This window comes from Treponema sp. JC4 (genome assembly GCF_000260795.1).
Taxonomy (GTDB): Bacteria; Spirochaetota; Spirochaetia; order Treponematales; family Treponemataceae; genus Treponema_D.
Map to the genome: position 1 here is coordinate 20495 of NZ_AJGU01000011.1, position 25993 is coordinate 46487.

Sequence of the window (25993 nt, forward strand, 5' to 3'; positions counted from 1 at the left end):
TAAGTGCCGCCCTTCTTTTACCTTCTAACTAATCTTTTTCTAAACCGAAATAACTCCCAGCGAAACAGGGGTAATTACTTGGCTTGAAATATTCAGTTTTTTTACCGTAATTCCAGGCTTTGTGTGCTCAAGGGTAATTTTATAGAAGCCTTTTTCAAGCTTAACCTGAGCAGCGTTTACAGTCGTTTCTATACCTGCAGTGCTTCTGCATTCAAGAGAGGCAGCCGGGCTTCCGTCAATCAGAATGTTCGTTACCGACTGAGAAAGATCATCGCCTTCCTTGCTGTAAGTGCCGCTTATATTGTACATAGCATCATGCTGGGCATTCAGATAGAAGCTTTCGCCTTCCGGTAGAAAGTCCTTGCCCTCATCAACTAAAAGAGCATCAGAAGGCTGCTCTTTTAATACCGACTGGAAAGACTTAAAGATTTTCAGCGGACGAAGAGGCCGTTTTGCGACCGGAGAAATCATAATAAAGTTCAGGATATTTTTTGCTGCCGCATGAAGTTCAGCACGGGTAAGACTTCCATTTTTCAAAGCCTCAAGCGTATTGTCCTCATACATATTTTTTTCAGCGCCGTCGTTGTCTACAACCATGTAAACATCATTACCAGAACGAATCATGCTGGCTGTGTTTTTAATGCTTTCACTTCCGCCTTTTACACAGTCATTCATGGTTGCCCACCAGTCAGTCATAACAAGCCCCTGGTACTTCCATTCCCTTCGTAAAATCGTGGTTACCAGATCATAATTGCTTGCAGTCCAGTGCCCGTTAATAGCATTGTAGCTGGTCATCAGCGATTTTACTTCGCCGCTCTTTACTGCAATTTCAAAAGGCTTAAGATAGATTTCGCGAAGGGCTCGTTCAGAAACTATAGAATTGCTTGTACGCCGCCAGGTTTCCTGATTATTTGCCGCAAAATGCTTGATTGTTCCGCTTGCTCCGCCTATATTCAAGCCGCGCAGAGCTGCTTTTGCAATCATTCCTGAAAGAAGAGGATCTTCCGAATAATATTCAAAGTTTCGTCCATTTAATGGGGAACGGTGAATATTTGCGCCAGGTCCCAGCAGGCTGTCAATTTCATACTGAACCAGTTCCTTTCCTTCAAAAGTGTATAAATCTTCTATTATATTAGGGTTCCATGTACAGGCGAGCAGGGTACCAATCGGCATGAGGTTTGCTTCTTTTCCAGTATCCAGACGGATTCCGCTTGGACCATCAGAACAGCCGGCAGCAGGAATTCCAAAATTCCTAAGGCTTTGGGTAATTCCACCGTAAGCAGCTGCAATGCCAACCGTTACCTTCTGACTCATCATACCTTCGCCGCGAACCATTGCCGCAAGTTCCTTGTCATCAAGCTGTGCAATAAAAGCATCAAGCTTAGAATTATCAGAAAGGACATCAGAAAAGCGTATTCCCCAGTCTCCTGTAAAAGGATATTCTTCAGGAAGACCTGCCTTAATTCTTTCTGCCAGGTCAACCTTCATTTTAGGAACCTTTTCTTCTTTTGCAACAAAAGTTCCGTCAGCACAAGCTATAGGATGAAGTCTCATAAAATCACTTTCGGGCGCAAGTGCCTGCCTGCACTGTTCAACGACCTCAGTCTTAGAAAGGTTGATACCGCTTTTCCCGTCAAAGAAAACTTCCGTTGCACTTAGGCTGTCGCTTCCCACAAAGACCCTGTAAAGGCCTTCTTCCAATACCCAGGCAAATTGATATCCGGTTAGTCCTGAATCATCATAGCTTGCAAAGTCAGAGAGGGAAAAAGAAAGCTCTAAGGTCTGGCTTTCACCAGCTTTTAATTCTGAACTTTTCTTAAAATCAGCAAGAACTCTGGCAGGCTTTCCCAGCTTTCTCTGAGGAGCCGAAATATAAGCCTGTAGGACTTCTTTTCCTGCAAAGTTTCCGCTGTTTTTTACTTCCACCTGAACGGTAATTTTTCCATTTTTAAATTCAGATTTTTTTATTGATGTATTAAAACTTGTGTAGCTCAGACCAAATCCGAACGGAAAGAGGATCCGCTCAGGTGCGAAGGTCGAGAAATATCGGTAACCCACATAGATATCTTCCTTGTAGAAAATATCTCCTTTACTTCCAAAATGATTTGTAGAAGGGTAGTCATCAATGGACATAGCGATTGTATCACTGAGTTTTCCGCTTGGATTGGCAAGACCGCACAAGACTCTTGCAGCCGCCCTTCCGCCTTCCTGTCCCCCCTGCCAGGCTATAAGCACAGCCTTTATGTGGCCCTTAAACTCCGGCGAGTTAATCCAGCTCATATCAATGATGTTGGAAACATTCAAAACCACGCAGACATCTTCAAAAGTTCCGCAGATAGCTTTGAGGGCAGCTTTTTCATCATCATTCAAGTACCAGCTGCCTTTTTCAGCCATGTTGTCCTTGTCTTCGCCAGCCGTACGTCCGATTACATAGACTGCCTTTGAATTGTTTGCGCCGGTTTCTTCAAGAAGTTCTTTTGAAAGTGGCATTTCCTTCTGGCACCAGGGCTCAGCACCCCAGGCTCCGCCACCGTTATCATAAGGATTCTCCTGAATCCAGTTGCTGTAGGTTTTTGCAAGCATTACATCTATGTGAGGCATTGAACCGTCAGAAAGCGAAAGTTCCAGAAGTGAGTCGATCAGGGTTGTAGTATAACTTACATGTACGGAACCGCCTGAGCCAGTTCCCGAACGATACCAGTCCTTCTGACAGCGGCCAAAAACTGCCACATTGTCCTGACTTGTGAAAGGAAGAAGGCATTCTTCGTTTTTAAGAAGCACCGCACCTTCTTCCGCAGCGCGGCAAATTGTTTCTGAGAATGTCATAAAATCATATCTCCTGTGTAAGACGGCAATTACAGCCGCCAGTTTTTCTTTTGAGTCTATCATAGAAGTTTCTAAAAGAGCATTCTTATATGGGTGTCAAATTTTCGGTTCACGGGGAGTCTTTTATGTAATGCAGATTTATTTTGTTTACACCCTTCTATTGGCAGAGTAAAATTAGAACATAAGATGAAAGGTAATAAACTGCGTTTTTCGCGCAAGGTTGTTCTGGCATTTTCCGGTATCGTACTTGCTCCTCTTCTGCTTTTGTTTGGCGTAACCATTGCCTGGATTTACCGACATATGATTAACGGTCTCGAAGCCTTGTGCAGTCTTGAAGTTCGCATGAATGAAGAGAAAATCAACGAAAATATTCAGTCTCTTGAACTTATAGACAAAATGATTCGCGCAAACGGAGAACTTCTGCTTTTTATTACTACTCCAGAAAACCGTGATGAAAGTGAAATCATCCGCACAATTAAAGACGAAACTCTTACTCTTGAACGCATCCTTTCTGTTGAACCTATGATTTATTCAATCCGGGTTTTTGCAAACAGTAATCTTGTTCCAGAACGCTTTCCTGTATTCCTTCATTCTGATCGCGAAGATCTTGCCTCTCTTTCTGAATGGGAATTCAATTACAGGGCCTCTTATCTTTCTTATCTTGAAGCTCAGTACAATCCATCTGTCTGCCTTACCCGTGAAGTTACATATGGAAGGCGTCCTGTCGGCTGGATTCAGCTTGCAATGCGCATGGAAAACTTTTTCCCATTTTTACAGCGCAAACAGGAATCTCACCAGCACGATTTTGTAATTCAGGTTTCTGAAACAGAAGAGGGAAGACACTATTCTCAGATTTATTGCGACTGTCAGGGTTATTCAGATAATTCCCTGCTTCAGTCCGAAATTGATACAATCGGAAATTTTGCTTTTGCAAATCCCCGCGACACTTTTACCATGTCGATTAATGGCAAAAAAAGTGTTGTTGCCTGGCGTTATGTTCCAAAGCTCGGTATCGTAATTGCTCATTCCTGCGAACTTGCTATGGCCGACGATTCCCAGCTTCTTATGTTTTTTGTCATTCTGATTATGCTTCTCATTACAGTGGGATTCTTCATTGTTGTCCGCTACACAGCCTATCGTCTTTTTAGCGGCGTTTATTCTGTGATGGAAGGAATGCAGAAGGTTAATAAAGGCGACCTTTCAGTTCAGATTCCTGTTGACGGCAGCAACGAAGTCCGCGAAGCTCAGCAGGCCTTTAATGCTATGACCCGCCAGCTTACAAATCAGATTTCGCAAATTAAGACAGAGCAGCAGCTTATTGCCGATACCGAAATGAAGGCTATGCAGAATCAGATTAATGCCCACTTCCTTTACAATGTTCTGGAAACAATTCACATGCAGGCAGTTCTGGCAGATAACGATGATATTTCAAAAAGCATCCTCATGCTCGGAAAAATGATGCGTTACTGCCTCCGCTGGCGAATTCATACCGTTACGCTGGAACAGGAAATGGAATACATTCAGTCTTATGTTTACATCCTTAATCTGCGCAACGATTACGAAATTACGCTCGAATTCAATATCCCGGATTATCTGAAGGAAATGAAAATTCCAAAGATGATTGTTCAGCCTTTTGTTGAAAATTCTTTTATTCACGGAATTGAACCTCTGGCTCAGGATTCAAAAATCTGTGTGTATACTCAGCTTGAAGAAGAAAATCACAAGGTCTGGCTCTGTGTCCGGGATTACGGAGCGGGAATGACTCAGGAAAAACTTGAAGAAATCCGTTTGTATCTTGCAGATGAAAAATATGAAAGGGATTCAACGGGAAGTATTGGTATAAAAAACATACAGCAGCGGCTTTCGCTCTTTTACGGGCCTGAATTCAAACTGGATATTCAGTCTGAGCTGGGCAAGGGAACAATAGTTCGTGTTCCGCTGTTACTTGAGGGGGAAATAAAATGACAAAATTTCTTATAGTTGATGATGAAAAACTTATCCGCGCTGGAATCCTGAAGTTTCTTTCCGATGCCTACGAAAACGATGTTGAATTTTTTGAGGCAAAAAACGGCCTTGAGGCCCTGGAAATTTGTAACACTCACTTTCCGGACGTAATGCTCACAGATATCCGCATGCCGGTAATGGACGGAGTTGAGCTTATGTCAAAGGTTTCTAAGCTTGAAAGAAAGCCAGCCATTATAGTTCTTTCTGGTTTTGATGATTTTTCTTATGCCAAAGCGGCAATTGAAAACGGAGCCAGTTCTTATATCCTCAAGCCTGTAGACTCTCAGGAGCTTTTAAGAGTAGTGGATAAGGCTCTTTCTGGAATCCGCCGCGATATTAAACAGAAAAACGAACAGAAATTCCGCTCTTTCATAAAGGAAGGTCATCTTTCTGAAGATATTGCCCAGGATATTGCAGAATTTGCTAAAAAGGGAATGTACTGCGTTTCAATCTGTTCTGCGGGCTGTAACTGCATGAAACCGGATTTTCTGGACGGAATTACACATTACGTAATTGAGCAGAAAAAAGGTTTTATCAGCTTTATTGTTTCAAAAGATTTGCTTGAAAAAGTAATTTCGCATCCCTCTCTTGCAAACTGTGCCCTTGGAGTAAGCCTGCTTTCTACAAGCGTTTCAGATTTGCGTCCTCTCCATCACCAGTCTTTCTGCGCTCTGCTTACAAAATTCTTTGTTCCAGAGCAGAAGGGTGTTTTCAGATATTCCGAAGACCGTGGCCATCCGGATTTTACAGATTACGATGTTATTTATGATAAAATTATTGCAAACCTTGATCTTTTGAATGAAGATGAAGTTCGTAAGGCCGTGCAGAAATTTTTGAAGTTTGATTCAATTGAAACAGACTACCCTGATGAGTTTTTGTATTATGCCTATTACAAAATTACAACAGGACTTTTTTCCCGCTACCCGAAATTCACAACCGGAGAAACTTATCTTTATTCGAAGAGCCTGATGATAGAAAATATTTCGGCAGTTTCTTCCCTTGAAGAATGGAAAAAATATGTTCTGGAATACATTCTCTATCTTCTTCAGCTTTTGAAAAACCAGCAGGGAAAATATTCCTATATTACAACCGCCCTCAAGTATATTAAAGATCATTTCAGCCAGGATATCACAATGGCAACAGTTGCAAACTTTGTCAGCATGAATTACACCTGGTTCAGCGAAAAGTTCAAGGAACAGATGGGCGTTAATTTTAATGATTACCTCAAGCGCTTCCGAATGGAGCAGGCCAAGCATTTACTGGAAAAAGGCACCTATAAGGTTTATGAAGTTGCAGAAAAGTGCGGCTTTAAGGACGTAAAACACTTCATGAAGTCCTTCCGCGAAATGAACGGTATGAGTGCCGGCGAATACGGCCGTCTCTACAGCCGCTAAAAGTAAAATTCGCCGGACGAGTAGGGTTATTCTGTATATTTAAGGGCAAGAGCCTCAAGAGTAACGTGCCACATAGGGGAAGCTCCTGTTTGCATTGTCTTGTAACCAATTGCATCAAAGGTTACATTATTTGCTTTCATTGCTTCTTCAAGAAGATATACCATTTCTTCAATAGAAACTTTTTTGATACGAGCTCCATGTGTGTTCAAAGTGTATTTTACAAACCCGAGAATTTCAAAATTCTTTTCAGTTGGTAACTCATCATAAATGTCGAGAGAAGGTTTGTATCCTTCTGGACGTTTTACTTCTTTCATATGGTACATAGAAGAATTTACGAGGTAATCTTCCTTGCTTGAAGGCTCTGGAACAAGAGTGTATTTTACTTCGTTAGAAATTACGTTGATGCTGTACCTGATACCGTATTTTCTTTTAGGAAGAATTGTTACTTTCTGTGTTGTTGGCTGATTAACAAAAGTAGCACTTATATTCATCAAAGTAACAATTGAATTTGTTCCGCCAACGTTGTGATAAGAAAAAGTAACTTCATGTTCTCCAGGTGCTACTGTTACAGAATGAGTGTTTACTGGTAATTCTGTTCCATCAACTGCATCAATACAAATTGAATAATCTGATGCCGTTAAAACAGACAATTCATCTGATGAAACGTTACCTGGATTAATAACTTGAGTAGAACTACAAGAAGCGAAAATAAGCATTAATGCCATTCCAAATGCTTTTAAAATTTTCATAGTTTTCTCCATGAGTTTGTTTAGAATGTCGTCATATTATAGAGAATATAGTTATTTGTCTAGGGGGGGGCTGGTTGTTATGTATAGTGTTAATAAAAGGAGGGCGCCTGCTGTCTGGGGCGTCCTCCTTGTGGTGGGAATAAATAGATTAGAATGCCAGTCAGTCTATCACCCTGCCTTACGGTAAGCGTAACGGTTGTGTCTGCGATGGCTGTTGCAGCACTTGCGGTCAGGTGTGTAAAATTATAAAGCTAGTTTTTAGAATTGGCAATTTTTATTTGTGAAAAGATAATACTATGTTATAATTTTTCTTGTAATCTCAATCACATTATTCCTGAAAATAACATGGAGGAAAAGAATGGACGCAAGGATGTTTCAGGTTTCTACATTGCAATCACTGGCTCTTGGATATACGCGCGCAGTGATGACGGTTGGCGGGCTAATTCAGCATGGCGAAACAGGGCTCGGCACGTTTGAAGATGTGAATGGCGAGATGATAGTAATTGATGGAAAATGCTATCGTGCGATGGATGATGGAAGGGTTACAGAAGCGGGCGACGAGCGGGGAGTGCCCTTTGCCTCCGTAGCATACATGGACAATTGCCGGGAATTCGAGCTTTCCGGCGATTATACTATGGAAAGCCTTAAAGCTGAACTGAACAATCGCATAGAAGAAGATTTTGGGCTGAACAGTATGCATGTCATACAGGTACACGGCACTTTTGAAAAAATCTATGCCCGCTCGGAATTACCATACCGTGCGCATCATGTAACGCTCAAAGATATGCTTGATATTACGCAGACTTCTTTTGAATTCTCGAACATTACAGGAAGCCTTGTGGGAGTTTATTACCCTGACTATATGGACGGTATAAATGCGGCTGGCTGGCACCTGCATTTTGTGAACGACGAGCGTAATAAGGGTGGACATGTGTATGAAATCAAGATGACTAGCGGAAAAGTACGGCTTGCAAAGAAGACCCGCATAGATATTCAGCTTCCCAAAGACCCCGCATTTGACACATATTCTCTAAAAAGCGCGTCAAAAGACGAAATCAAAAAGGTAGAGCAGGGATAAAATAGAACATTTTTTTGCGGGGTTTTAGGGGCTGCTAAGCCCCTAGGAGAGAGGGTAGCGCGAGACAGCGGAGCTGGCTGGCGCGAAGGGAGAGACTTCTCCCTCCTGCTTTTTATAATTAGATTTTGTAATCGTCTTCCAGAGCGTCCATCAAACCGTACTCAAGAAGAATCTGCTCAAGGCGTTCCTGAGTCATAGGAGTTGGAATTGTGAAAGTCTGGTTATTGATTACTGCCTCTGCAAGGTTTCTGTATTCCTGAGCCTGTGCTGAATCCGGCTTATATTCAATTACAGTCTTTCTGTTGATTTCTGCGCGCTGAACGATGTTGTCGCGTGGAACAAAATACAAAAGCTGAGTTCCAAGTTCCTTTGCAAATGCGCGGAGCAGGTCAAGCTCACGGTCAACGTTACGGCTGTTACAGATAATACCACCAAGACGAACACCGCCTGCCTTAGCGTAGCGGCTGATACCCTTTGCAATGTTGTTTGCCGCATACAAAGCCATCATTTCGCCAGAAGCTACAATATAGATTTCCTTAGCTTTACCTTCGCGGATTGGCATAGCAAAACCACCACAAACTACGTCACCAAGAACGTCGTAGAAAACAAAGTCCAGGTCGTCAGTGTAGGCGCCAAGGTTTTCAAGCATGCTGATAGAAGTGATGATACCGCGGCCTGCACAACCAACTCCTGGTTCTGGTCCGCCCGATTCAACACAGCGGGTTCCGCCAAAGCCTGTTCTCATGATGCGGTCAAGTTCAACGTTTTCACCTTCGTCGCGGATTGTATCAAGTACAGTTTTCTGTGCAAGGCCGCCAAGAAGCAGACGGGTAGAGTCAGCTTTAGGGTCACATCCTACAACCATGACTTTTTTTCCGTGCTCAACAAGTCCTGCTGTCAAATTCTGCGTAGTCGTAGATTTTCCGATTCCGCCCTTTCCATAAATTGCAATCTGTCTGATTTCTGCCATCGTAGCCTTCCTCTAAGAAACTTATGCTCTTATAATTTAGTTTGCTTTAATTAAACCTACTCGATTAGTAGGTAATAGTAATATAAAGATATAAACCTACTATGTCAATAGGTTATTAAAAATATTTTAAATTTTTATTCTGACTGCAGATTAGAGAAGAGCCCCTGAACCCGGTTATACTTCCATACTTTAAGAATTGCATCGTCGATGCTGCCGGGTAATTCCATGCTGATAATACCAGAAGAGGTGAGGGCTTGTAGAGCGCCGGCTCCAATACGGCTGGCAACCACATATTTACAGTCTTTGAATTGTTTTACGCTTTCTTCCATATCAGATTTTACATGGCTTCCGTCCTGGCAGACAGGAGTCACGCTGCGTTTTTCAACAAGATCATAGCCTGTTTCGTCATCAACGTAATATATATAGAAGAGATTTGATTTTCCGTAGTGAATATTTACGCTTTCGCCGTCAGTGCTGGCGACGGCGACGCGGTATTTTGACGGAGAACTTTCGACTGTCTTTTCTTTATCAGCCATGAGAGAAGTGCTCCTCAACGTTTACGCTGCGGAAATTTGCATAAACCTTGTTTGCAAATTCACTTTTTCCCGGCACACCGATTGCGTCGGCGCGGCAGTGATTACAGTGCAAAAAGAGCTCGATATACTGACTTGCCGCTCTTCTGGCTGCTTCAATTTCAGCACAGTTTGGTGCCGGCTCGTCCTTAAGCTTTGCGCTCGGAATAAGAGGGATGATGTTGTATTTATCTGCCCCAAGCTCCGCAACTGTTCTGGCAATTTCTTCTATATGATTGCCGTTAATTCGCGGAACAAGCACTGTGTTCACCTTTACGGTAATTCCAGCTTCGCAGATTTTTTTAATTCCTGCCAGCTGGTTTTCAATCAGGATTTTTGCTCCTTCTTCGCCTTCAATTTTCTTTCCATGCCAGATGATATAGTCATTCAGCTGGGCTTCAATTTTAGGATCTACGGCATTTACAGTAACTGTAAGGCTGTCTATTCCCGCCGCAATCACTTCGTCCGCACGTTCGTTCAGCAAAAGACCGTTTGTACTCATACATTTTATAAGCTTCGGGAATTTTTCGCCTACAAGGCTGAAGGTTTTAAAGGCATTGTTGCTGGCAAGTGTGTCTCCAGGACCTGCAATTCCACAGACTCTTATTTCCGGACTGATATCCAGAGCTTTTCCTACAATTTCAACTGCTTCTTCCGGCTTTAAAACGCGTCCAGTAACACCCGGGCGGTTTTCCGTTGTATTTATAGAGCGTTCGCAAAATCTGCAGGCAATATTACAGCCCGGGCAGACAGGAAGGTGAATACGTCCGGTTGTAGCACCGTGACTTCCAAAGCAAGGATGTGATTTTTCAAGTTCTGCGAAAGATTTTGCCATATGCGTACACTCCTGTGTGAGATAAAACCTATTAATTTACTAGGTAATAATACGCATATTTTTACTTTTAATAACCTACTTTGTCAATAGGTTTTAGGTTATTTTTTCATCATCAGAAGCTGAACTTTGTCGCCTTTTTTGATATGGCTTTGGGCGGGTAGGTCAAGGTAGCAGTTGCACTCTGTCATATTACCTATTACAGATGATACGTGATTATTTGCCGGGAGGCTGACTTTTCCATCCTCATATTTTGCACGCACAAGCCTTCGCATTTTATTGACTTTTTCATAGTCGGAGGCCAGAATTGCAGTCTTTTTTTCAGGTTCACTTTCAGGGTTTGCAGTCAGGACTGAAATTGCCTGGTAAAAGTAAATATCAAAATTTGCCAGGGCAGCGTAGGGGTTACCCGAAAGACTTAAAATTAATTTTCCATCAAAAAGGCTTGCAAGGGTAGGAGTTCCCGGAAGGCGCAATTATTTCGATGCCCCTTCATTCAAAGGGACTGAGTAAGGGAAGAGCCTGCTGGTATGGAGTGCTTTCAGGTATAGTTGAGCCTCTTGCGGGCTTTATAACGGTTCTTCTTTCTTCGCTGATAAGCCCGGTTCTTCCATATTTTTTGAGTTTCGCCGCCGGTGCAATGATTTTCGTGGTGATTGAAGAACTCGTTCCTGAAATGGCGGAAGGAGAACATTCAAACTGGGGAACAATCATGTTTATGCTGGGCTTTACCCTGATGATGATTCTGGATGTGGCTTTAGGCTAAGGTGCCGGAGTAAAATCTCGTATTACAAATGCTTTGCAGCTGTCAGTTTTTAGTTTAGAATCTATTAATCCATCACCAGTAATAAAGTAAGCTTTGTTGCTGTCTGATTCATCTGCAGTTGAAGACCAGTAATATTCTTTTTCTAGTTTTGAATGATTACAAAGCTCTCGTGATGTATCTATGATGTCTTTTGCTTTCAAGACAGCTGAAAGTTCTTTTTTATTTGGTATTTTCCAGTCTGTATTAAATGGAGAAGTAAGATTTGTACCATAATTGGTGGCAAAAGCTTCTGTTTCCGTCCACTTTAATAATTTGCTATCATTTAATCCAATACCTAGTATGTCTGTTCCATTGTAACAAATGATGGCAACAGCATCGGCTTTTTGCTGTTCAGTAAGTTTAAGATTTTCTTCATACGGAATTATGGTTTCATCTGAAAGTACGATGCTTCCCGGAATATAGCTGCCGTCAAAAGTTGCTGTTATTGTAACAATTGATTTTGGCATTGTACAAGTTCCACTCTTTTTATCATCTGCTAATGTTACTGTTACTTCTGTTCCTTCTTTTGTTGTTGCCGTAATAGTTTTTAAAGTTGCACCTGTTTTAGGTTCTATATTAATGGTAATGATATCGCCTTCTTCTGGATCTGTTTTATTTACCGTGATGGTACCATACTTTATTCCATATGCAATTTTTACATAACAATCAGTAAAGCTTGCACTTACTGTTACATCACTTGCAGGCATCGTAAAATAAACAAGACCAAACAGTTTATTAATCTGAAGCGTATTACCATTTGCATCTTTGATAATATATTCTCTAAGCTCATAGCCGTCGTCTGGTTTATTGTTCAAAGAAATAAACTGTCCGGCTGTTGCGGAATCTTTTGCTGCTGTAACAGTTCCATTTTCACAAGTTGAAACAGTTATTGTATAGCTTGCAGACGACTTTGCTGCGAATTCTACACTTATGTTTACATTGCTTGCAGGCATCTGGAATTTAAGGTTTGTGACTGTAATATCATTTGAAGCTGAATCTTTCACGCTTAGTGTTTTCAGGACATAACCTTCGCGAGGGGTAGCCGTAATTGTTACCTCTTCACCTTGTTTTGCTGTTTTCTTATCAACGGAAAGTTCTCCATCAACAACAGGAGCTACAATATTTATGCTATAGAATTCTTCGTCATCAGAATTTGATTTACATGAAATAAAAAATCCGGCAATTGCCAGACTCAAAATGATTGTAATAAGCTTTGAAAGACTCTTCATGCGTTAATTATACCATGCTAGATTACATCTGCAAGAAAAACTTTATTCTGGAATCATTATAATCCGGACTTTGTCATTCAAGGAAAGCCTTCTTGTGGCAGGGGCATCAAGATAGCAGTTACATTCTGTCAGGTTACTGATAACTGATGACGCGTGATTTTGTGACGGAAGACTTACATATCCATCCTGGTATCGGGCGCGGACAAGGCGACGCATTTTATTGATTTTTTCATAAGGGCTTTTGAGGACTGCATCTTTTGTTTGAGGGGCGAGTTCCGGGCAGCCTGTAAGGACAGCAATTGCGTGATAAAAATAAATGTCGAAGTTAGCAAGAGCTGCGTAAGGGTTGCCTGAAAGGCTTAGAATCAGTCTCTTATTCAGAAGGCTTACGAGGGTAGGGGTGCCCGGCTGAATTTTTACATGAGAGAAAAGCTTTTTAGCAGTTAGGGAATCTAAAACTGCGGGAAGTAAATCTTTTTTTCCTACGGAAACGCCGCCTGTTGTGATTATGATGTCTGCTGTGTTGGCGGCATTCTTGATTGCAGAAGAAATTGCTTTTTCATCATCACTTACAATATGATTTTCAATTACAGTCTGTCCTGCAAGGAGAACGGCAGAAGAAAGCATTGGTGCAATACTGGAATATATCTTTCCGGGTGCGAGGGCTTTTCCAGCTTCAAGGAGTTCACATCCTGTTGTGATTATTGCAACTTTTACTTTACGCCGGACTTCGATTTCGGCAATTCCAAGGCTTGCAAGAAGTCCGATGTGAGCCCGCCCGATTTTAGTCCCGGCTTTAAGAACAAGGGAGTCTTTTTTTATATCTTCACCTAGGGCGCAGTAATTCTGTCCGGCACGAACTGGCGAATATATCAGAACTTTTTTTTCTCCATAGTCGGTATCTTCCTGCATTACGACGGCGTCAAAGCCTTCGGGAATGGGTGAGCCTGTCATCACGCGGACTGCACCTTCCACCGGCGCATTTTCCTGCCAATCCCCTGCAAAAAGCTGACCTGTAACTTTCAACTCCACAGGGGTCTCCCCGCTTGCTCCTGCTACGTCAGCAGCCCTTACGGCATATCCGTCCATGGCAGACTTGGCAAAAGGCGGCACGTTTATCGGCGCATACAGGTCACTTGCGGCAATGCGTCCGTGCGCTTGAGTTAGCGGGCAAAGTTCCGTTTCTGTAAGCGGTGCAAGTGCATTTTTAAGTATAGAAACGGCTTCTTCCAGTTCCACTAGATTTTCTCCAGACGTATGGCGCAGACTTTGAATTCAGGAATGCGGGCAAATTCGTCGAGGGCAGCATTTGTAAGCATATTTGCAGGAGAATCCGGGAAGTGGAAAGGCATCCAGGTTTCGCCTTCAGAGCATTTTCTTCCAACGCGGGCTGTCGCAGTAATTGAACCGCGGCGGCTTGTAACACGGATTTTTTCTCCGTTTTTAAAGCCCAGCTTTTCCGCATCCTTGTAGTTCACTTCAATAAAGCCTTCGCCTGCAATTTCCATAAGTCCCGGTGCGCGGGCTGTCATGGCTGCCGCATTGTACTGGTACAAAATACGTCCAGTAGTTAAGAAGTAAGGATATTCCTGGTCTGGAAGCTCCTGAGCCGGTTTGTAGGCAGCCGGGTACAAGAGGGCTCGACCGCGGACAGGTTTTCCAACGTGCATGATAGGAGTTCCCGGCTTGTCTTTTTCCTTACAAGGCCACTGCAGGCTTTCCCCGTTATCAAGGCGTTCAAAAGAAATTCCAGCCATGCTAGGTGTAAGCGAAGCCATCTCATCAAAAATCTGAGAAGGCGTAAGATAAGGCTGCTTGTAGCCCATCGCATTCATCAAATCAATCAGGATGTCGGTGTCCGGTCTCATATTGCCAGGTACAGTAACTGCCTTTCTGATTCTCTGAACGCGGCGTTCTGTATTTGTAAAGGTTCCTTCCTTTTCTGTGTAGCTGATTGCAGGAAGAATTACGTCCGCATATTCAGCAGTTTTTGTCATAAAGAGGTCCTGAACTACAAAGAATTCAAGGCTTTCAAGCGCTTTGATGATGTGGTGAGTATCAGGATCAGAAACAACAGGGTCTTCACCGCAGATATAAAGGCCTTTAATATCGCCCTTGATTGCGGCAGGGAAAACTTCTGTAGCCTTTAAGCCAGGTTTTGCGCTTAAAGTTACTCCCCAGGCTTTTTCAAACTTGGCACGAACCTCGTCGTTATCAACCTTCTGGTAGCCCGGATAATCTGTAGGCTGGGCTCCCATATCGCAGGCACCCTGAACATTATTCTGACCGCGAAGAGGATTTACGCCGCAGCCGCTCTTTCCAAGCTTTCCGCAGAGCAAGGCCATATTAGACATGCTCATAACACCTTCAGTTCCGCTTGAATGTTCCGTAACTCCAAGACAGTAAATGATTGGTGCTTTTTTTGCTGTCGCGTACATACGGGCAGCTTCACGGAGCATATCCGGGTCAATGTGACAGATTTCTCCGACTTTTTCCGGAGTATAATCTGCTACAAGCTTTTTTATTTCCTCATAGCCTTCTGTAAACTCATCGATATATGCCTTATCAACAAGATTTTCTTCAATCATTATGTGCATCATGCCGTTTGCAAAGGCAACGTTTGTTCCCGGTCGAAGCTTCAGGTGAATGTCAGCCTTAGAGGCAAGCCCGATACTTCTAGGGTCAACTACAATCAGCCGGGTTCCCTTTTCTACAGCCTGACGAATCTGCATTCCTACAACCGGATGGGCTTCTTCCGGGTTCGAGCCGACAAGAAGAATACAGTCTACGTCGTGAGTGATGTCGTAAATCGGATTTGTCATTGCGCCGCTTCCAAGTGTTTTTGCAAGACCTGCAACAGTAGCGGAATGGCAAACACGGGCGCAGTTATCGGTGTTGTTGGTTCCAAAACAGGTACGGACCATTTTCTGAACCATGTAAATATCTTCGTTTGCAGAACGCGAGCAGGCAAAACCCGCAAGCGAGTCCCCGCCGTACTTCTTTTTAAGTTCCATAAAACGTTCTGCGGTATAAGAAATCGCTTTTTCCCAGCTGACTTCTTCAAATTTGCCGGTCTTCTTATTTTTAATAAGGGGCTGAGTCAATCTGTCTGGTGAATGAACAAAATCAAAACTTCCTGACTTTCCCTTTACGCACAAAAGTCCGTGGTTGGAAGGACCGTCAGCCGCTTCAACGTTGACGATTTTATTATCCTTTACAACAAGATAATACTGGCAGCCTGTAGCGCAGTGAGGACAGGTCGTAAGAACCTTTTTTACTTCCCATTCGCGGTAGTGCTGCTGGCGCTTCATTGTAAGGGCACCGGTCGGGCAGGCATAAGCACAGTTTCCGCAGGATTCACAGCCAGTTTCCTTCCAGTTTGCACCAAATGGAGCTTCTACCAGATGGAAAACGCCGGTTCTTCCGCTCTTCATAGTATGATTTACAGCAGCCTTGTTACATACGCTGATACAGGCCTGACAGTGAACGCACTTAAGCGGGTCATAGGCAATATAAGGATTTGAATCCAGAAGTGGAAATTTATTTTTAAGCTTTGTTCTTGAACCGTAATATTCAGATTCCCGAACTTCGTATTTATTACAGAGATACTGAAGGCGGCAGGCACCGTTTTCAGGGCAGTTCATACAGTCAACTTCATGATTAGAAAGAATGAGCTTGAGCATTTCTTTTCTATATAATGTAAGTTTTTCGCTTTCAGTATGAATTACAGCACCGTCTGTAACCGGAGTTTTGCAGGCCGCAATCATATAATCCAGCCCTTCAACTTCAACCATGCAAAGACGGCAGGAACCAATCTCATTAATTCCTTTTACATAGCAGAGAGTAGGGATATCAATTCCGTTTTGTCTTGCAGCTTCAAGAATGCTTGTATTTTCTTCAACCTTTATAGTCTTACCGTTAATTGTACAGGAAATCATACGCCTCTACCTCCTACCATTGAACCACAGCCAAAATGATCACAGCGTAAACATCTTCCAGCTTCGCGCTGGCCTTCTTCCTGGGTCATAGGAATTTCAACGTGCTTAAAATCGCATACACGTTCAAAAGGATCTCTTTCTTCAATTTCTGCACGTCCTGTTGCGATGTAACTCTTTGGGGTGGCAGCAGGAACACTTACATTACATTCAACTTTATGATGATAACCAAGATATTCATCGATATTGTAGGCTGCAACCTGACCGGCCGCAATTGCATTAATAGCGGTAGAAGGTCCTGTTACGCAGTCTCCGCCAGAGAAAACGCCTTCCATATTCTTAACCTGGCAGGTCTCATCTGCAATGATTCGTCCCCGGTTTACAGGAACTCCTGCCTTTTCAAAAGGTTCTGCATCACTTCGCTGTCCGACACCCAAAATCAAAAGGTCGCACTTAAAGCGGTAAGGGTAGGCACTTGAATGTTCTGTAGTTACCAGTCCGTAATCATCATAAGGACCTACAATTTCCGGCTGAAGCCAGAGAGCCTGAACAAGTCCTGTTTTCTTGTCTGCTTCAAGGTTCAGGAAGCTTAAGAGGGTTCTGAAGCGGACTCCTTCCTGCATTGCCGCCCTGATTTCACTTGAAAGGGCAGTCATATCATCGCGCTTACGGGTAAATACGTGAATTGTTGCGGCATTAAGACGGGCTGCAGTTCTGGCAGCATCCATTGCAACGTTTCCTCCGCCTATCAGTACCACCTTTTTACCTGTAAGATTCATGCTTTCGCCTTTTGCAACCATCTGCAAAAAGTCTGCGGCAGGAATTACGTTTGGCGCATTTGCGTTTTCAACCGGCATACGGTTACCAATCTGAGCACCAATTCCCAGGAAAACAGCGTCATAATTTTTTCTGAGTTCATCAAACTGAATGTCGCGGCCAACCTTTGTCTGATATTTAATTTCAATATCACCGGTTTTAATAAGAACTTCTATATCGTCATCAAGTTTTGCCTTTGGAAGACGGTATTCAGGAATTCCGTAGCGGAGCATTCCACCAAGCTTCTGATGTTCTTCAAAAACTACGGCTTTATGACCCATAAGGGCAAGATAATAGGCACAGGTAAGTCCAGAAGGACCACCACCAACAATTGCAACTTTCTTTCCGGTTTTTACGTTTGCTTTTGGCGGCTGAACATTTCTTGCATTCATCTGATCAACGGCAAACTTTTTAAGACCGCGGATATTTATTGCCTCATCAATTATCTGACGGCGGCATTTATTTTCACATGGATGTTCACAAACCATTGCGCAGGCAGTCGGGAAGGGGTTTTTATCGCGGATAAGGTTGATAGCCTGATCGTATTTTCCTTCCTTTATAAGTGAAATATAGCCCGGAACGTTTACGTGAGCCGGACAAAGGGTAACGCAAGGAATTGTCTGAATTGTATTTTCAACGCATTTATGGGATTTAATATGACTTTCATATTCATCTGCAAATTCTTCCATACTGTGCAAAACCATATTTGCAGCAACAGCACCAACTGCACAGTCAGAAGTCTGAACAATCATAGTGCAAAGGTCTTTCATCTTGGTTAATGTTTCTTCAGAACCTTCGCCTTTTAAAATTGAACTAAGAAGTCTTTCTACTTCTACAAGTCCGTCGCGGCAGGGAACGCATTTTCCGCAGCTCTGGTTCATCGACATTTGTAAAAGAGAGCGGTAAAGGACAAGCGGGCACATTCCCGGTGGATATGAAGTAATTCTTGCTTTAAATTTATTCAGAATGACATTCATGCGGTCATTCATATTTCCTTTTTTTGCCAGACGATGCATGATAACTATAATCTCCTGTGAGAGCGGGCAGGTTAGACCCCGCGGTATTCTTATAATTATAAGACCAAAATTTCCCCTTGTAAAATGAATAAATTCTGTGCAAATTTCAGTAAATCCAGAATCATCTATTGAATTTATTTTCAAAACTTAATATTATATTTCTATTGTTTTCGGTATTCCGGCAGAAGGAGGTGACATTAGAATGGCAACAATCAACGTAGATGATTCAGAGAACCTTGAAAAAGCAATCAAACGTTTTAAGCGTATGGTTGAAAAAGAAGGCATTATCCGCGAATTCAAAAAGCGCGAATACTTTGTAAAACCTTCTGCAACTCTTCACCAGAAGAAAACAACTCTCGAAAGAAAACTTTTGAACAAAAGACGTAAGACAGAGAGAAAAGACTACTAGTTAGTCCTAAGCCCCCGGAAATATCCCGGGGGTTAATTTTTTTACAAGCCTGATTTATAATATACAAAATGCTGACAATACTTCGCCTTTCTTTAATTTTTATAACTTGCGCAATCCTTTCCTTTCAGGACATCAGATACAAAAAGATTTCTGTCCCTGTTCTTGCTGCCGCTTATATCCTTCAGCTGATAATTCTTTGCTTTGCTTCTATTGAACTTCTTATTCCTCATCTTATTAATTCCGCCGCCTTTTTCCTTTTTTATCTTTTTCAGAGCCGCTTTCTTAAGGGTAAGCTAGGCTTTGGTGATATCCTCTTAGCCGCCTTTTCTGGCCTATCAATTACTAACTGGGAATTTTTATGGGTCGCCCTGATTATTCCTCCGATTTCCGCCCTGATTTTTGCACTTTTCTTCTATATATATAATCATAAAATCGCCGGAGTCCGCATTCCTTTTATTCCCTTTATGAGTCTTGGGTTGATTCTTACTCTGCTTTTGGAATCATTTTTTTAATTTGCGCTGTAAGAATTTTAGATATAAAATATTTAACACAGGAGTTTTTTGTCTATGAGTAAAAAACGATACCGAATTTCAGTCATCCTTTGTGTGATTCTTGTTGGCTTGATTTTGATTATTAATGCAGTGCAGGGAGTCTTTATGTCTTCTTACACCAAGAAATCAACTGGCGAAAGTTATGCTATGGATTGTACGCAGATTACAAATGCCTATTCACTTGCTATCGCAAATAAAATCAGTGAATACATGAATCAGATGACCTTCTATTCTGATGCGGATGTTGTTTCAAGTGGTGATGATGCAAAAATTGTTACCTGGCTTAAAGAGCATAACGGAACAAGAAAAACCTACTTTTCTTCCATTATGTATGCAGGAAAAGATGGACGTGGTTATACCGATGTCGGCGGCGTTGAAAATGTTTCCAATGAGCGTTTCTATAAAGAAATCATGAGGAATGGAAAATCAAGTTATGTTGATAATCCAACCCGTGATTCAAACGGAAATACAGTTTTCCATATTGCCCGCGCTGCTAAGGTACACGGTGAAATTTTTGGTGTATTCTCGGCTGTTGTTGCTCTTGAAAACGTAAAGAACATGGTAGATTACATCCTTCTTGGAGAAAGTGGTCAGACCTGGATTATTGCTGATGACGGAACTGTTGTTGCAAACGTAAATCCTGATGTTGTAATGAAGACAAACCTTTTGAGCGCTTCAAATGATGAGTCTGTAATTGAAATTGTAAAAAAAGCAGTTAACGGCGGTATTGGTACCGGCTGGACTAAAAACTGGGGCGGTCTTAAAGGAAATATCTTTGTTACTTACACACCGATTGCCTATACCCCATGGGTTTTTGCCTTTACAATTGCCGAATCTCAGATGAATAAAACCGGAAATATGCTTCGAAATACAAACGTAATTATTTCGCTGCTTACAATTCTGATTTTGACCTTGTGTACTCTCCTTGTTTCCGGCTTTATGCTTAAACCGCTTGGAGTTGTAGAAAAGTCTATCAATGGAATTGCTTCGGGTCATGCTGATTTAACCCAGCGAATAAAAATTGACTCTAAAACTGAAATCGGTTCGGTTGTAGACGGCTTTAATAAATTTGCAGAAAAGCTTCAGAGTATTATTACTGAACTTAAACATTCTAAAGATGCTCTTGCTGCTGCCGGTGAAGAAATGCATTCCTGCACCCAGGAAACTGCTGATTCAAATGCACAGATTCTTTCTAATATCGAAACCGTTTCTTCCCGCATCACACACCAGTCGGAAAGTGTTCATCAGACTGCGGGCGCGGTAAATGAGATTGCCTCTAACATCGAATCACTTGAGCGCATGATTGAACAGATGGTTCAGAGTGTTAGCCAGGCTTCTGCTGCTGTTGAACAGATGATTGGAAATATTGATTCTGTAAACGGCTCTGTAAAGAAGATGGCAGACCAGTTTGTTGAACTGGAAGAAACTTCTGCAATTGGAACAGAACGTCAGAACGACGTAAACGAAAAGATTAATCAGATTGAACAGGAATCTGTAATGCTTCAGGAGGCAAATACTGCCATTGCAAATATTGCCCGCGAAACAAACCTTCTTGCCATGAACGCTGCAATTGAAGCTGCACATGCCGGTGAAGCAGGTAAGGGCTTTGCGGTAGTTGCAGACGAAATCCGAAAGCTTTCGGAAACTTCTTCTGCCCAGTCAAAGACAATCGGAAATCAGCTTAAGAAAATCCGTGATTCTATTGAAAGTGTTGTTTCTGCATCTCAGGCTTCAAGTGAGGCCTTCAACTCTGTTACAGATAAAATCCAGAGCACAGACCATCTTGTTAATCAGATTAAGAGCGCAATGGAAGAACAGGCAGAAGGTTCACGCCAGATTGGTAGTGCCCTTAGCGTAATGAACGATTCTACTCTTGAAGTTCGAACTGCTTCTAAGGAAATGTCAGAAGGAAACAAGGCAATCCTTACAGAAATTCAGCAGCTTCAGGATGCTACCGGCGCTATTAGGGATAGTATGCAGATTATTTCCAACACAACAGGAAAAATCACCGAAACAGGCGAGTCTCTGGATAACATCACAAAGATTATGTACAGCTCTATCATGGAAATTGGAAGCCAGATAGATCAGTTTACTGTTTAGTTTGGGGGCAAATATGAAAAAACTTTGTAAATATATAGGCGGATCACTTCTTCTGGCAGCCCTTTTTATGACTTCCGGCTGTAAAAAAGCTTCTGAGAAGAAGGAAGTTATCGGTGTTCTTTTGCGAAATGACACCGAACCTTTTCTTGCGGCTTATAAAGCAGGTTTGATAAAGGCTGCTAAGGAAAACGGAATTACCCTTCAGTCATATTCTGCAAATAACGATGCGGCAATTCAGATTGACCAGCTTAAGACAATGCTTTTGAACGGCGTGAAGAACTTTGTTATTATCGCCTACAACACTGATCTTACCGAGCAGATGGCAAAAATCATTAATTCTCAGGGCGGTTCTGCGGCTTTTTCTAACATCATTCCTTCTGTTGATGCCCTTAAGGTTGGAAAGAATTTCTACTATGCATCTTCTCCGGAAACTGATGCAGGAAACTTCCAGGCTCAGATTATCGACTCTTATTTTAAGAAAAACCCTTCAAAACTGAACGGAAAAAATCTGCGGGTAGTTTACTTTAATGGTGAATATGGTCATCCGGCTCAGATTTACCGCAAAGTTGGTGTAATGGAAGGGCTTGCAAAACTTGGCTATAACGTAAATGTTGTGGCTGAGTTTGGTGCGAACTGGAATCTGGACAGTGCCCGCCAGTATCTTTCTCTCTGGCTTGAAGGCAAGCACTCTGATTTTGATGTTGTCATTGCTCAGAATGATGAAATGGCTTTAGGTGCAGTAGAAGCCCTTGTAAGTCACGGTTATGTTGATAATCCTTCTAATCCTACTCAGGATGTTGACCGCGATGGAACTGCACTTGCTGTGCCTGTTCTTGGTGTAGATGCAACTGAAGGCGGAAAGGCTTCAATGCAGAAAAATCAGATGTATGGAACTGTTTTGCAGGATGCTAATGCCCAGGCTGCAACGGCTCTTGAACTTGTATGGCAGTGTCTGGAAAATGGATCTGCACAGGGGTATACAACAAAAGGCGGGCTTTCGGCTGCAAAAGAAACCACAAAAGAGGCTCCTCTTACAGACCGTAACGTAATTGATCAGTGCTTTATCGTTCCTTTTGTACCTGTTACCAAGTAACAAGCACAAAAGAAAAGAAATTAGAATTTTTTGGTCAGCGTAAGGATGTTTTTATCGTCCTTGCGCTGATATTCAACCTTATCCATGAATTTTTTGGTAAGGAAGATTCCTAGTCCTCCAATTCCGCGTTCATCAGCACTCAAAGTTACATCAGGATCTTCTGCCGCAAGAGGGTCAAAGGCTTTTCCGCTGTCTATAAAGCTTACAGTAAGAACAGAGCCATCAGAAACCTGGGCTTCTATAATTGCATCTCCCGTATTTGGGGCATAGGCATAATTTGCAATATTAACAAATACTTCTTCCACCGCAACATCTAACTGGGTCAGAGCCTTTATATCAGCATCAATTCCGGCTTTTTCAAGACTTTCGTGGATAAAGTCCTGGACTGTATCCAGCATTTGTGTTTCAGCTTTTACGTTAAGCACTTCCTAATCCTCCGCGCCTTTGGCGTCATCATTTTTCATAATAAACTGCAGCATTGTGATGTCATCAAACTGGTCAGTTTCCCCTACAAACTCATCAATTTTATTTTTTATATGTGTCAGCGTGTCTGGTGCATTCATGTTCTGAGTGCCCTGAACTGCTGAAAGAAGCCTATTGTCGCCGAAGAGCTTGTTTCCGCTGTCTGTAGCTTCAGTAACGCCGTCGGTGTAAACAAAAATGCGGTCTCCAGCGCTTAGAGTTACCGAATGTTCCTGATATGGAAGTCCTTCCATTCCGCCAAGAACAAAGTTAGGCTTTTCCGAAAGGAAAGAGAAACTTTCTTTCTGATAAAGGACTGGGAAAGGATGCCCCGCATTTACATATTTAAGTTCGCCTGTACTGAAAGTAAGGATTCCAAGCCAGCAGGTTACAAAGAGGTTTTCTTCGTTGCCCTTACAAAGCTGATTATTTGTCCGCTCAAAAATCTCTTTTGGAGGAAGCCCCTGTTCTGCGTATGAAGAAATCAGGGTTTTTGCAGTCATCATAAAGAGGGCAGCAGGGACTCCTTTTCCGGAAACATCGCCTACCACAAGCATAATGTGGTCGTCATCCAGAAGCATATAATCGTAAAGGTCACCGCCTACCTCCTTGGCAGGGGTCATTGTGGCAAAAAGGTCAAAATCTTTGCGGTCAGGGAATGGCGGATAGCCGCTTGGAAGGGCATCCAGCTGGATTTTTGCTGCCAGGTTTAATTCCGTGCTGATTCGCTCTTTTTCGGCGGTAACTTTTGTGAGTTCCTTGATATTTCGGCAAACGTCATTTTCCATCTGGTGAACCGAATGGGCAAGAATACCAAGTTCATCCCGGTTCTTGATGTGCAGAAGATTATCTGATGGTTCGCCGCCCCATGATGCAAAATGGTCAGTTTCGCGGGTAATCATCATTACCGGGCTGATAAAGTTTGTATTAAAATAAGAACCAAACACAAAGATAAATGCAACGGCAAAAATTATTTCTGCTATAAGAATTAATTTAAGATATGAATGGCGGGCATTTACAAATTCCTGAACAGGTTTTTGAGTTCCGACAACCGCAATTACAGTTCCGCTCTTGTCGTAAACCGGAACATTTGCAGTGATGTGGGATCCGCTTCGTGTATTAAATGTGTGGCGAACAAGCGTTTCTCCGTTTTCGTAAACACGTTTAATGGAAGCGCTATACTGCTCGTTTTTGTAATCTTCTTCATACCCAATCGGAAATTCCTTCCATTTACCGCCTTTTTTCACTGGGTTAAAAACATAAGTGATATGAGAATACTCTGGCGGTTCAACAATGGAAACATAAAGAAGATTTAAATCAAATTTATCAACAAAGTCCTGAAGAACTTCTCTTGTTGCTTCGTATTCAGCATCAGGGGTTTTCTGCCTTCCGTAATAGGTCAGTTTTTCTGCATTCAGGTTTTCGCGAACTGTTGTGCAGATAGAGAGAACAGACGTGTCATACTGATTTTTGAATTGAGTCGTAAAACTCCAGTAGCCGGCAATTGAAATAACGGTACAAAGTAAAAAGCCGGTTATAATAACGCTTGAAACAATTTTTTTTGTAATAATCGGAATTTTCCGTCGTCTCATACCCTAAATTATAACACGGATTTTCTATAATGCACGAAAAACTCGTTTTCCGCCCGGACTAATTGCTTTTTGAGGGCAGACAAGAATACAAAGGTGACAGCCGACACATTTTTTCGGATCCATCTTGATTTTCCTTTCTGAAGTAAGTTCAAGTGCCTGATGTCCGCCGTCCGAGCAGGAAATAGTACAGCGTCCGCAGCCGACGCATTTTTGGCTGTTGAATTTTGGATATACTATCGAATCTCTTTCCAAACTGTCTGTATTTAAATAGAAGGAATCAAGCGAAAGTCCCTTCATTTCTGAAATAGACTTAAAACCTTTTTGATTCATGTATAGGGCAAGTCCGGATTTTAAATCTTCAATAATTCTGTAGCCGTATTTCATAACGGCAGTTGTAATCTGGAGGGAGCCTGCACCGAGCAGAATAAACTCTGCTGCATCCGTCCAGTTTTCAATTCCACCCATGCCTGTAATGTGAAGATTGTTAAGATTCTTATTAAGTCCAAGCTCTGCAATAAAGCGGAGGGCGATTGGTTTTACTGCTGTGCCACTGTAACCGCCCAGCGCCGATTTTCCGTGAACGGAAGGGGCGCTTACGTAGGTGTGCAGATTTACGCCTGTTACGCTTTTTATTGTATTGATTGCAGAAATTCCGTCTGCGCCGCCTTTTTTTGCCGCCTCGGCAGCCGGACTCATATTTGCAACATTGGGAGTAAGTTTTGCAATGACTGGTATTTTACATGCCGATTTTGCCGCCCGTGTAAAAGATTCTACAAGTTCAGGAACCTGTCCTATATCAGAGCCCAGTCCTTCGTCAGCCATATTTGGGCAGGAAAAATTAAGTTCAATGGCATCGGCGCCAGCTTCCTCACATTTTTTAGAGAGCGTTCCCCATTCTTCTTCGTTTTGTCCCATAATTGAAGCCAGAATGAATTTTGAAGGGTATTTTTCTTTTAACTGGCGGAAGATTTCCATATTTTCTTCTACGCTGTGATCAGAAAGCTGCTCAATATTTTTGAATCCGATAAAAGAATTGTTGTCGCCTTCAAGAGAAGAAAAACGCGGAGAACATTCATGAATAGGGAAGCTGCATATTGTCTTGAAACAGGCTCCAGCCCAGCCAGCCTCAAAAGCGCGGGCGCACATATCATAAGTACTTGCAACAACAGAAGAAGATAGAAGAAAAGGGTTTTCAATTGGAATTCCGCAGATATCAGATTTAAGGCAGGTAAAATCTACTGCGTCTGCGCTTTCAACATCGTGAGGAAGAGCGCGCACGCTGTAAAGCTGCTTTATCAGCTGTGTAATTTTTACCTGGCCGTTTTTTATGCAGGAAATTTCACATGGAGCGGTGAAGCCGGAACATGGATTTTTTTCCGGCAGGCTTAAAGAAGCGTATTCTTCATTTTCAAACCAGATGCTTCGTAAAAGTTTCCCCGGGTCAATTCCTTGTTTGCAGGCTTCAGAACAGGGAGGATTACTGCATAAAAGGCAGTTCAGCATATCAGAGCGGTTAATCGTTTTTTGAAAACTCATAAAATACTCCTGAGGGTGGGGCGG

Annotated in this window: 21 protein-coding genes; 8 read left to right on the forward strand and 13 right to left on the reverse strand. The window is 42.4% G+C overall.

Annotated features, from left to right (window positions below; genetic code table 11):
* Positions 1-39 precede the first annotated feature (39 nt).
* Complete coding sequence (locus MSI_RS06395; RefSeq protein ID WP_009104933.1) at positions 40-2826, reverse strand: glycoside hydrolase family 3 C-terminal domain-containing protein; 2787 nt, start codon at positions 2824-2826, stop codon at positions 40-42.
* Between the two features lie 186 nt (positions 2827-3012).
* Here MSI_RS06395 and MSI_RS06400 point away from each other — a divergent pair, with 186 nt between their 5' ends.
* Positions 3013-4791, forward strand: a complete 1779-nt coding sequence (locus MSI_RS06400) for a sensor histidine kinase (RefSeq protein WP_009104936.1) — start codon at positions 3013-3015, stop codon at positions 4789-4791.
* Positions 4788-6224, forward strand: a complete 1437-nt coding sequence (locus MSI_RS06405) for a response regulator (protein ID WP_009104938.1) — start codon at positions 4788-4790, stop codon at positions 6222-6224. Before MSI_RS06400 ends, MSI_RS06405 begins: the two co-directional genes overlap by 4 nt.
* 26 nt (positions 6225-6250) lie before the next feature.
* Here the strand turns inward: MSI_RS06405 and MSI_RS06410 are convergent, their stop codons facing one another.
* Entirely contained in the window at positions 6251-6973 is a 723-nt protein-coding gene (locus MSI_RS06410) for a hypothetical protein (RefSeq protein WP_009104940.1), read from the reverse strand.
* A 370-nt stretch (positions 6974-7343) separates the two neighbouring features.
* Between MSI_RS06410 and MSI_RS06415 the strand changes: the two genes are divergently transcribed.
* The gene (locus tag MSI_RS06415; RefSeq protein ID WP_155815516.1) at positions 7344-8051 is read left to right on the forward strand and encodes an acetolactate decarboxylase; all 708 of its coding nucleotides are present in this window, start codon (positions 7344-7346) and stop codon (positions 8049-8051) included.
* A gap of 118 nt (positions 8052-8169) precedes the next feature.
* On the opposite strand, the gene nifH is transcribed toward MSI_RS06415, so the two are convergent.
* The 4 genes from nifH to MSI_RS06435 all read right to left on the reverse strand — a co-directional run bounded on the left by nifH (position 8170) and on the right by MSI_RS06435 (position 10901).
* Positions 8170-9021, reverse strand: coding sequence for a nitrogenase iron protein (nifH, locus tag MSI_RS06420; RefSeq protein ID WP_009104945.1), 852 nt, complete (start codon positions 9019-9021; stop codon positions 8170-8172).
* Positions 9022-9155: 134 nt separating this feature from the next.
* The gene (locus MSI_RS06425) at positions 9156-9557 is read right to left on the reverse strand and encodes a NifB/NifX family molybdenum-iron cluster-binding protein (RefSeq protein ID WP_009104947.1); all 402 of its coding nucleotides are present in this window, start codon (positions 9555-9557) and stop codon (positions 9156-9158) included.
* Entirely contained in the window at positions 9550-10428 is an 879-nt protein-coding gene (locus tag MSI_RS06430; RefSeq protein WP_009104949.1) for a radical SAM protein, read from the reverse strand. Before MSI_RS06430 ends, MSI_RS06425 begins: the two co-directional genes overlap by 8 nt.
* A gap of 98 nt (positions 10429-10526) precedes the next feature.
* Positions 10527-10901 carry a hypothetical protein gene (locus MSI_RS06435; RefSeq protein WP_009104951.1) on the reverse strand — a complete coding sequence of 125 codons (375 nt, stop codon included), beginning with the start codon at positions 10899-10901 and terminating at the stop codon, positions 10527-10529.
* Positions 10902-10909: 8 nt separating this feature from the next.
* Between MSI_RS06435 and MSI_RS06440 the strand changes: the two genes are divergently transcribed.
* On the forward strand, positions 10910-11191 hold the full coding sequence (locus tag MSI_RS06440) for a ZIP family metal transporter (protein ID WP_009104953.1): 282 nt from the start codon (positions 10910-10912) through the stop codon (positions 11189-11191).
* Here the strand turns inward: MSI_RS06440 and MSI_RS06445 are convergent.
* Genes MSI_RS06445 through MSI_RS06460 form a run of 4 tightly spaced genes read right to left on the reverse strand, consistent with a single transcriptional unit; the run spans position 11188 to position 18226 of the window.
* Positions 11188-12459, reverse strand: a complete 1272-nt coding sequence (locus MSI_RS06445) for a hypothetical protein (protein ID WP_009104955.1) — start codon at positions 12457-12459, stop codon at positions 11188-11190. The two genes, MSI_RS06440 and MSI_RS06445, sit on opposite strands and share 4 nt — an antisense overlap.
* Before the next feature lie 42 nt (positions 12460-12501).
* Positions 12502-13698: a gephyrin-like molybdotransferase Glp gene (gene glp, locus MSI_RS06450; RefSeq protein WP_009104957.1), complete on the reverse strand. Its 1197-nt coding sequence runs from the start codon at positions 13696-13698 to the stop codon at positions 12502-12504.
* A complete protein-coding gene (gene fdhF / locus MSI_RS06455) occupies positions 13698-16397 on the reverse strand; it encodes a formate dehydrogenase subunit alpha (RefSeq protein ID WP_009104959.1) in 2700 nt (899 codons plus the stop codon). Before fdhF ends, glp begins: the two co-directional genes overlap by 1 nt.
* A complete protein-coding gene (locus MSI_RS06460; protein ID WP_009104961.1) occupies positions 16394-18226 on the reverse strand; it encodes an NAD(P)-binding protein in 1833 nt (610 codons plus the stop codon). Before MSI_RS06460 ends, fdhF begins: the two co-directional genes overlap by 4 nt.
* A gap of 202 nt (positions 18227-18428) precedes the next feature.
* On the opposite strand from MSI_RS06460, the gene rpsU reads away from it, so the two are divergent.
* The 4 genes from rpsU (at position 18429) to MSI_RS06480 (ending at position 22379) form a co-directional block, all read left to right on the forward strand.
* Positions 18429-18635: a 30S ribosomal protein S21 gene (gene rpsU / locus MSI_RS06465; protein ID WP_009104963.1), complete on the forward strand. Its 207-nt coding sequence runs from the start codon at positions 18429-18431 to the stop codon at positions 18633-18635.
* A gap of 68 nt (positions 18636-18703) precedes the next feature.
* Positions 18704-19147: a prepilin peptidase gene (locus tag MSI_RS06470; protein WP_009104966.1), complete on the forward strand. Its 444-nt coding sequence runs from the start codon at positions 18704-18706 to the stop codon at positions 19145-19147.
* A gap of 54 nt (positions 19148-19201) precedes the next feature.
* Complete coding sequence (locus tag MSI_RS06475; protein WP_009104967.1) at positions 19202-21286, forward strand: methyl-accepting chemotaxis protein; 2085 nt, start codon at positions 19202-19204, stop codon at positions 21284-21286.
* 13 nt (positions 21287-21299) lie between these two features.
* Positions 21300-22379, forward strand: a complete 1080-nt coding sequence (locus MSI_RS06480) for a galactose ABC transporter substrate-binding protein (protein WP_009104969.1) — start codon at positions 21300-21302, stop codon at positions 22377-22379.
* Between the two features lie 20 nt (positions 22380-22399).
* On the opposite strand, the gene MSI_RS06485 is transcribed toward MSI_RS06480, so the two are convergent.
* From MSI_RS06485 to preA, 3 genes are read right to left on the reverse strand one after another with little or no spacing between them, the layout of a single operon-like run.
* Positions 22400-22804, reverse strand: coding sequence for an ATP-binding protein (locus MSI_RS06485; RefSeq protein WP_009104970.1), 405 nt, complete (start codon positions 22802-22804; stop codon positions 22400-22402).
* A 3-nt stretch (positions 22805-22807) separates the two neighbouring features.
* A complete protein-coding gene (locus MSI_RS13930) occupies positions 22808-24433 on the reverse strand; it encodes a SpoIIE family protein phosphatase (protein ID WP_009104972.1) in 1626 nt (541 codons plus the stop codon).
* Between the two features lie 24 nt (positions 24434-24457).
* Positions 24458-25969, reverse strand: coding sequence for an NAD-dependent dihydropyrimidine dehydrogenase subunit PreA (gene preA, locus MSI_RS06495; protein WP_009104974.1), 1512 nt, complete (start codon positions 25967-25969; stop codon positions 24458-24460).
* Positions 25970-25993 lie beyond the last annotated feature (24 nt).

Coding starts and splice junctions, on each gene's coding strand:
- MSI_RS06400 (WP_009104936.1), top strand. CDS start 3,013: ATGAAAGGTAATAAACTGCGTTTTTCGCGCAAGGTTGTTCTGGCATTT.
- fdhF (WP_009104959.1), bottom strand. CDS start 16,397: ATGATTTCCTGTACAATTAACGGTAAGACTATAAAGGTTGAAGAAAAT.
- MSI_RS06440 (WP_009104953.1), top strand. CDS start 10,910: ATGCCCCTTCATTCAAAGGGACTGAGTAAGGGAAGAGCCTGCTGGTAT.
- MSI_RS06480 (WP_009104969.1), top strand. CDS start 21,300: ATGAAAAAACTTTGTAAATATATAGGCGGATCACTTCTTCTGGCAGCC.
- MSI_RS06430 (WP_009104949.1), bottom strand. CDS start 10,428: ATGGCAAAATCTTTCGCAGAACTTGAAAAATCACATCCTTGCTTTGGA.
- rpsU (WP_009104963.1), top strand. CDS start 18,429: ATGGCAACAATCAACGTAGATGATTCAGAGAACCTTGAAAAAGCAATC.
- MSI_RS06475 (WP_009104967.1), top strand. CDS start 19,202: ATGAGTAAAAAACGATACCGAATTTCAGTCATCCTTTGTGTGATTCTT.
- MSI_RS06395 (WP_009104933.1), bottom strand. CDS start 2,826: ATGACATTCTCAGAAACAATTTGCCGCGCTGCGGAAGAAGGTGCGGTG.
- MSI_RS13930 (WP_009104972.1), bottom strand. CDS start 24,433: ATGAGACGACGGAAAATTCCGATTATTACAAAAAAAATTGTTTCAAGC.
- nifH (WP_009104945.1), bottom strand. CDS start 9,021: ATGGCAGAAATCAGACAGATTGCAATTTATGGAAAGGGCGGAATCGGA.
- preA (WP_009104974.1), bottom strand. CDS start 25,969: ATGAGTTTTCAAAAAACGATTAACCGCTCTGATATGCTGAACTGCCTT.
- MSI_RS06470 (WP_009104966.1), top strand. CDS start 18,704: ATGCTGACAATACTTCGCCTTTCTTTAATTTTTATAACTTGCGCAATC.
- MSI_RS06445 (WP_009104955.1), bottom strand. CDS start 12,459: ATGAAGAGTCTTTCAAAGCTTATTACAATCATTTTGAGTCTGGCAATT.
- MSI_RS06460 (WP_009104961.1), bottom strand. CDS start 18,226: ATGCATCGTCTGGCAAAAAAAGGAAATATGAATGACCGCATGAATGTC.
- MSI_RS06425 (WP_009104947.1), bottom strand. CDS start 9,557: ATGGCTGATAAAGAAAAGACAGTCGAAAGTTCTCCGTCAAAATACCGC.
- MSI_RS06415 (WP_155815516.1), top strand. CDS start 7,344: ATGTTTCAGGTTTCTACATTGCAATCACTGGCTCTTGGATATACGCGC.
- MSI_RS06405 (WP_009104938.1), top strand. CDS start 4,788: ATGACAAAATTTCTTATAGTTGATGATGAAAAACTTATCCGCGCTGGA.
- MSI_RS06410 (WP_009104940.1), bottom strand. CDS start 6,973: ATGAAAATTTTAAAAGCATTTGGAATGGCATTAATGCTTATTTTCGCT.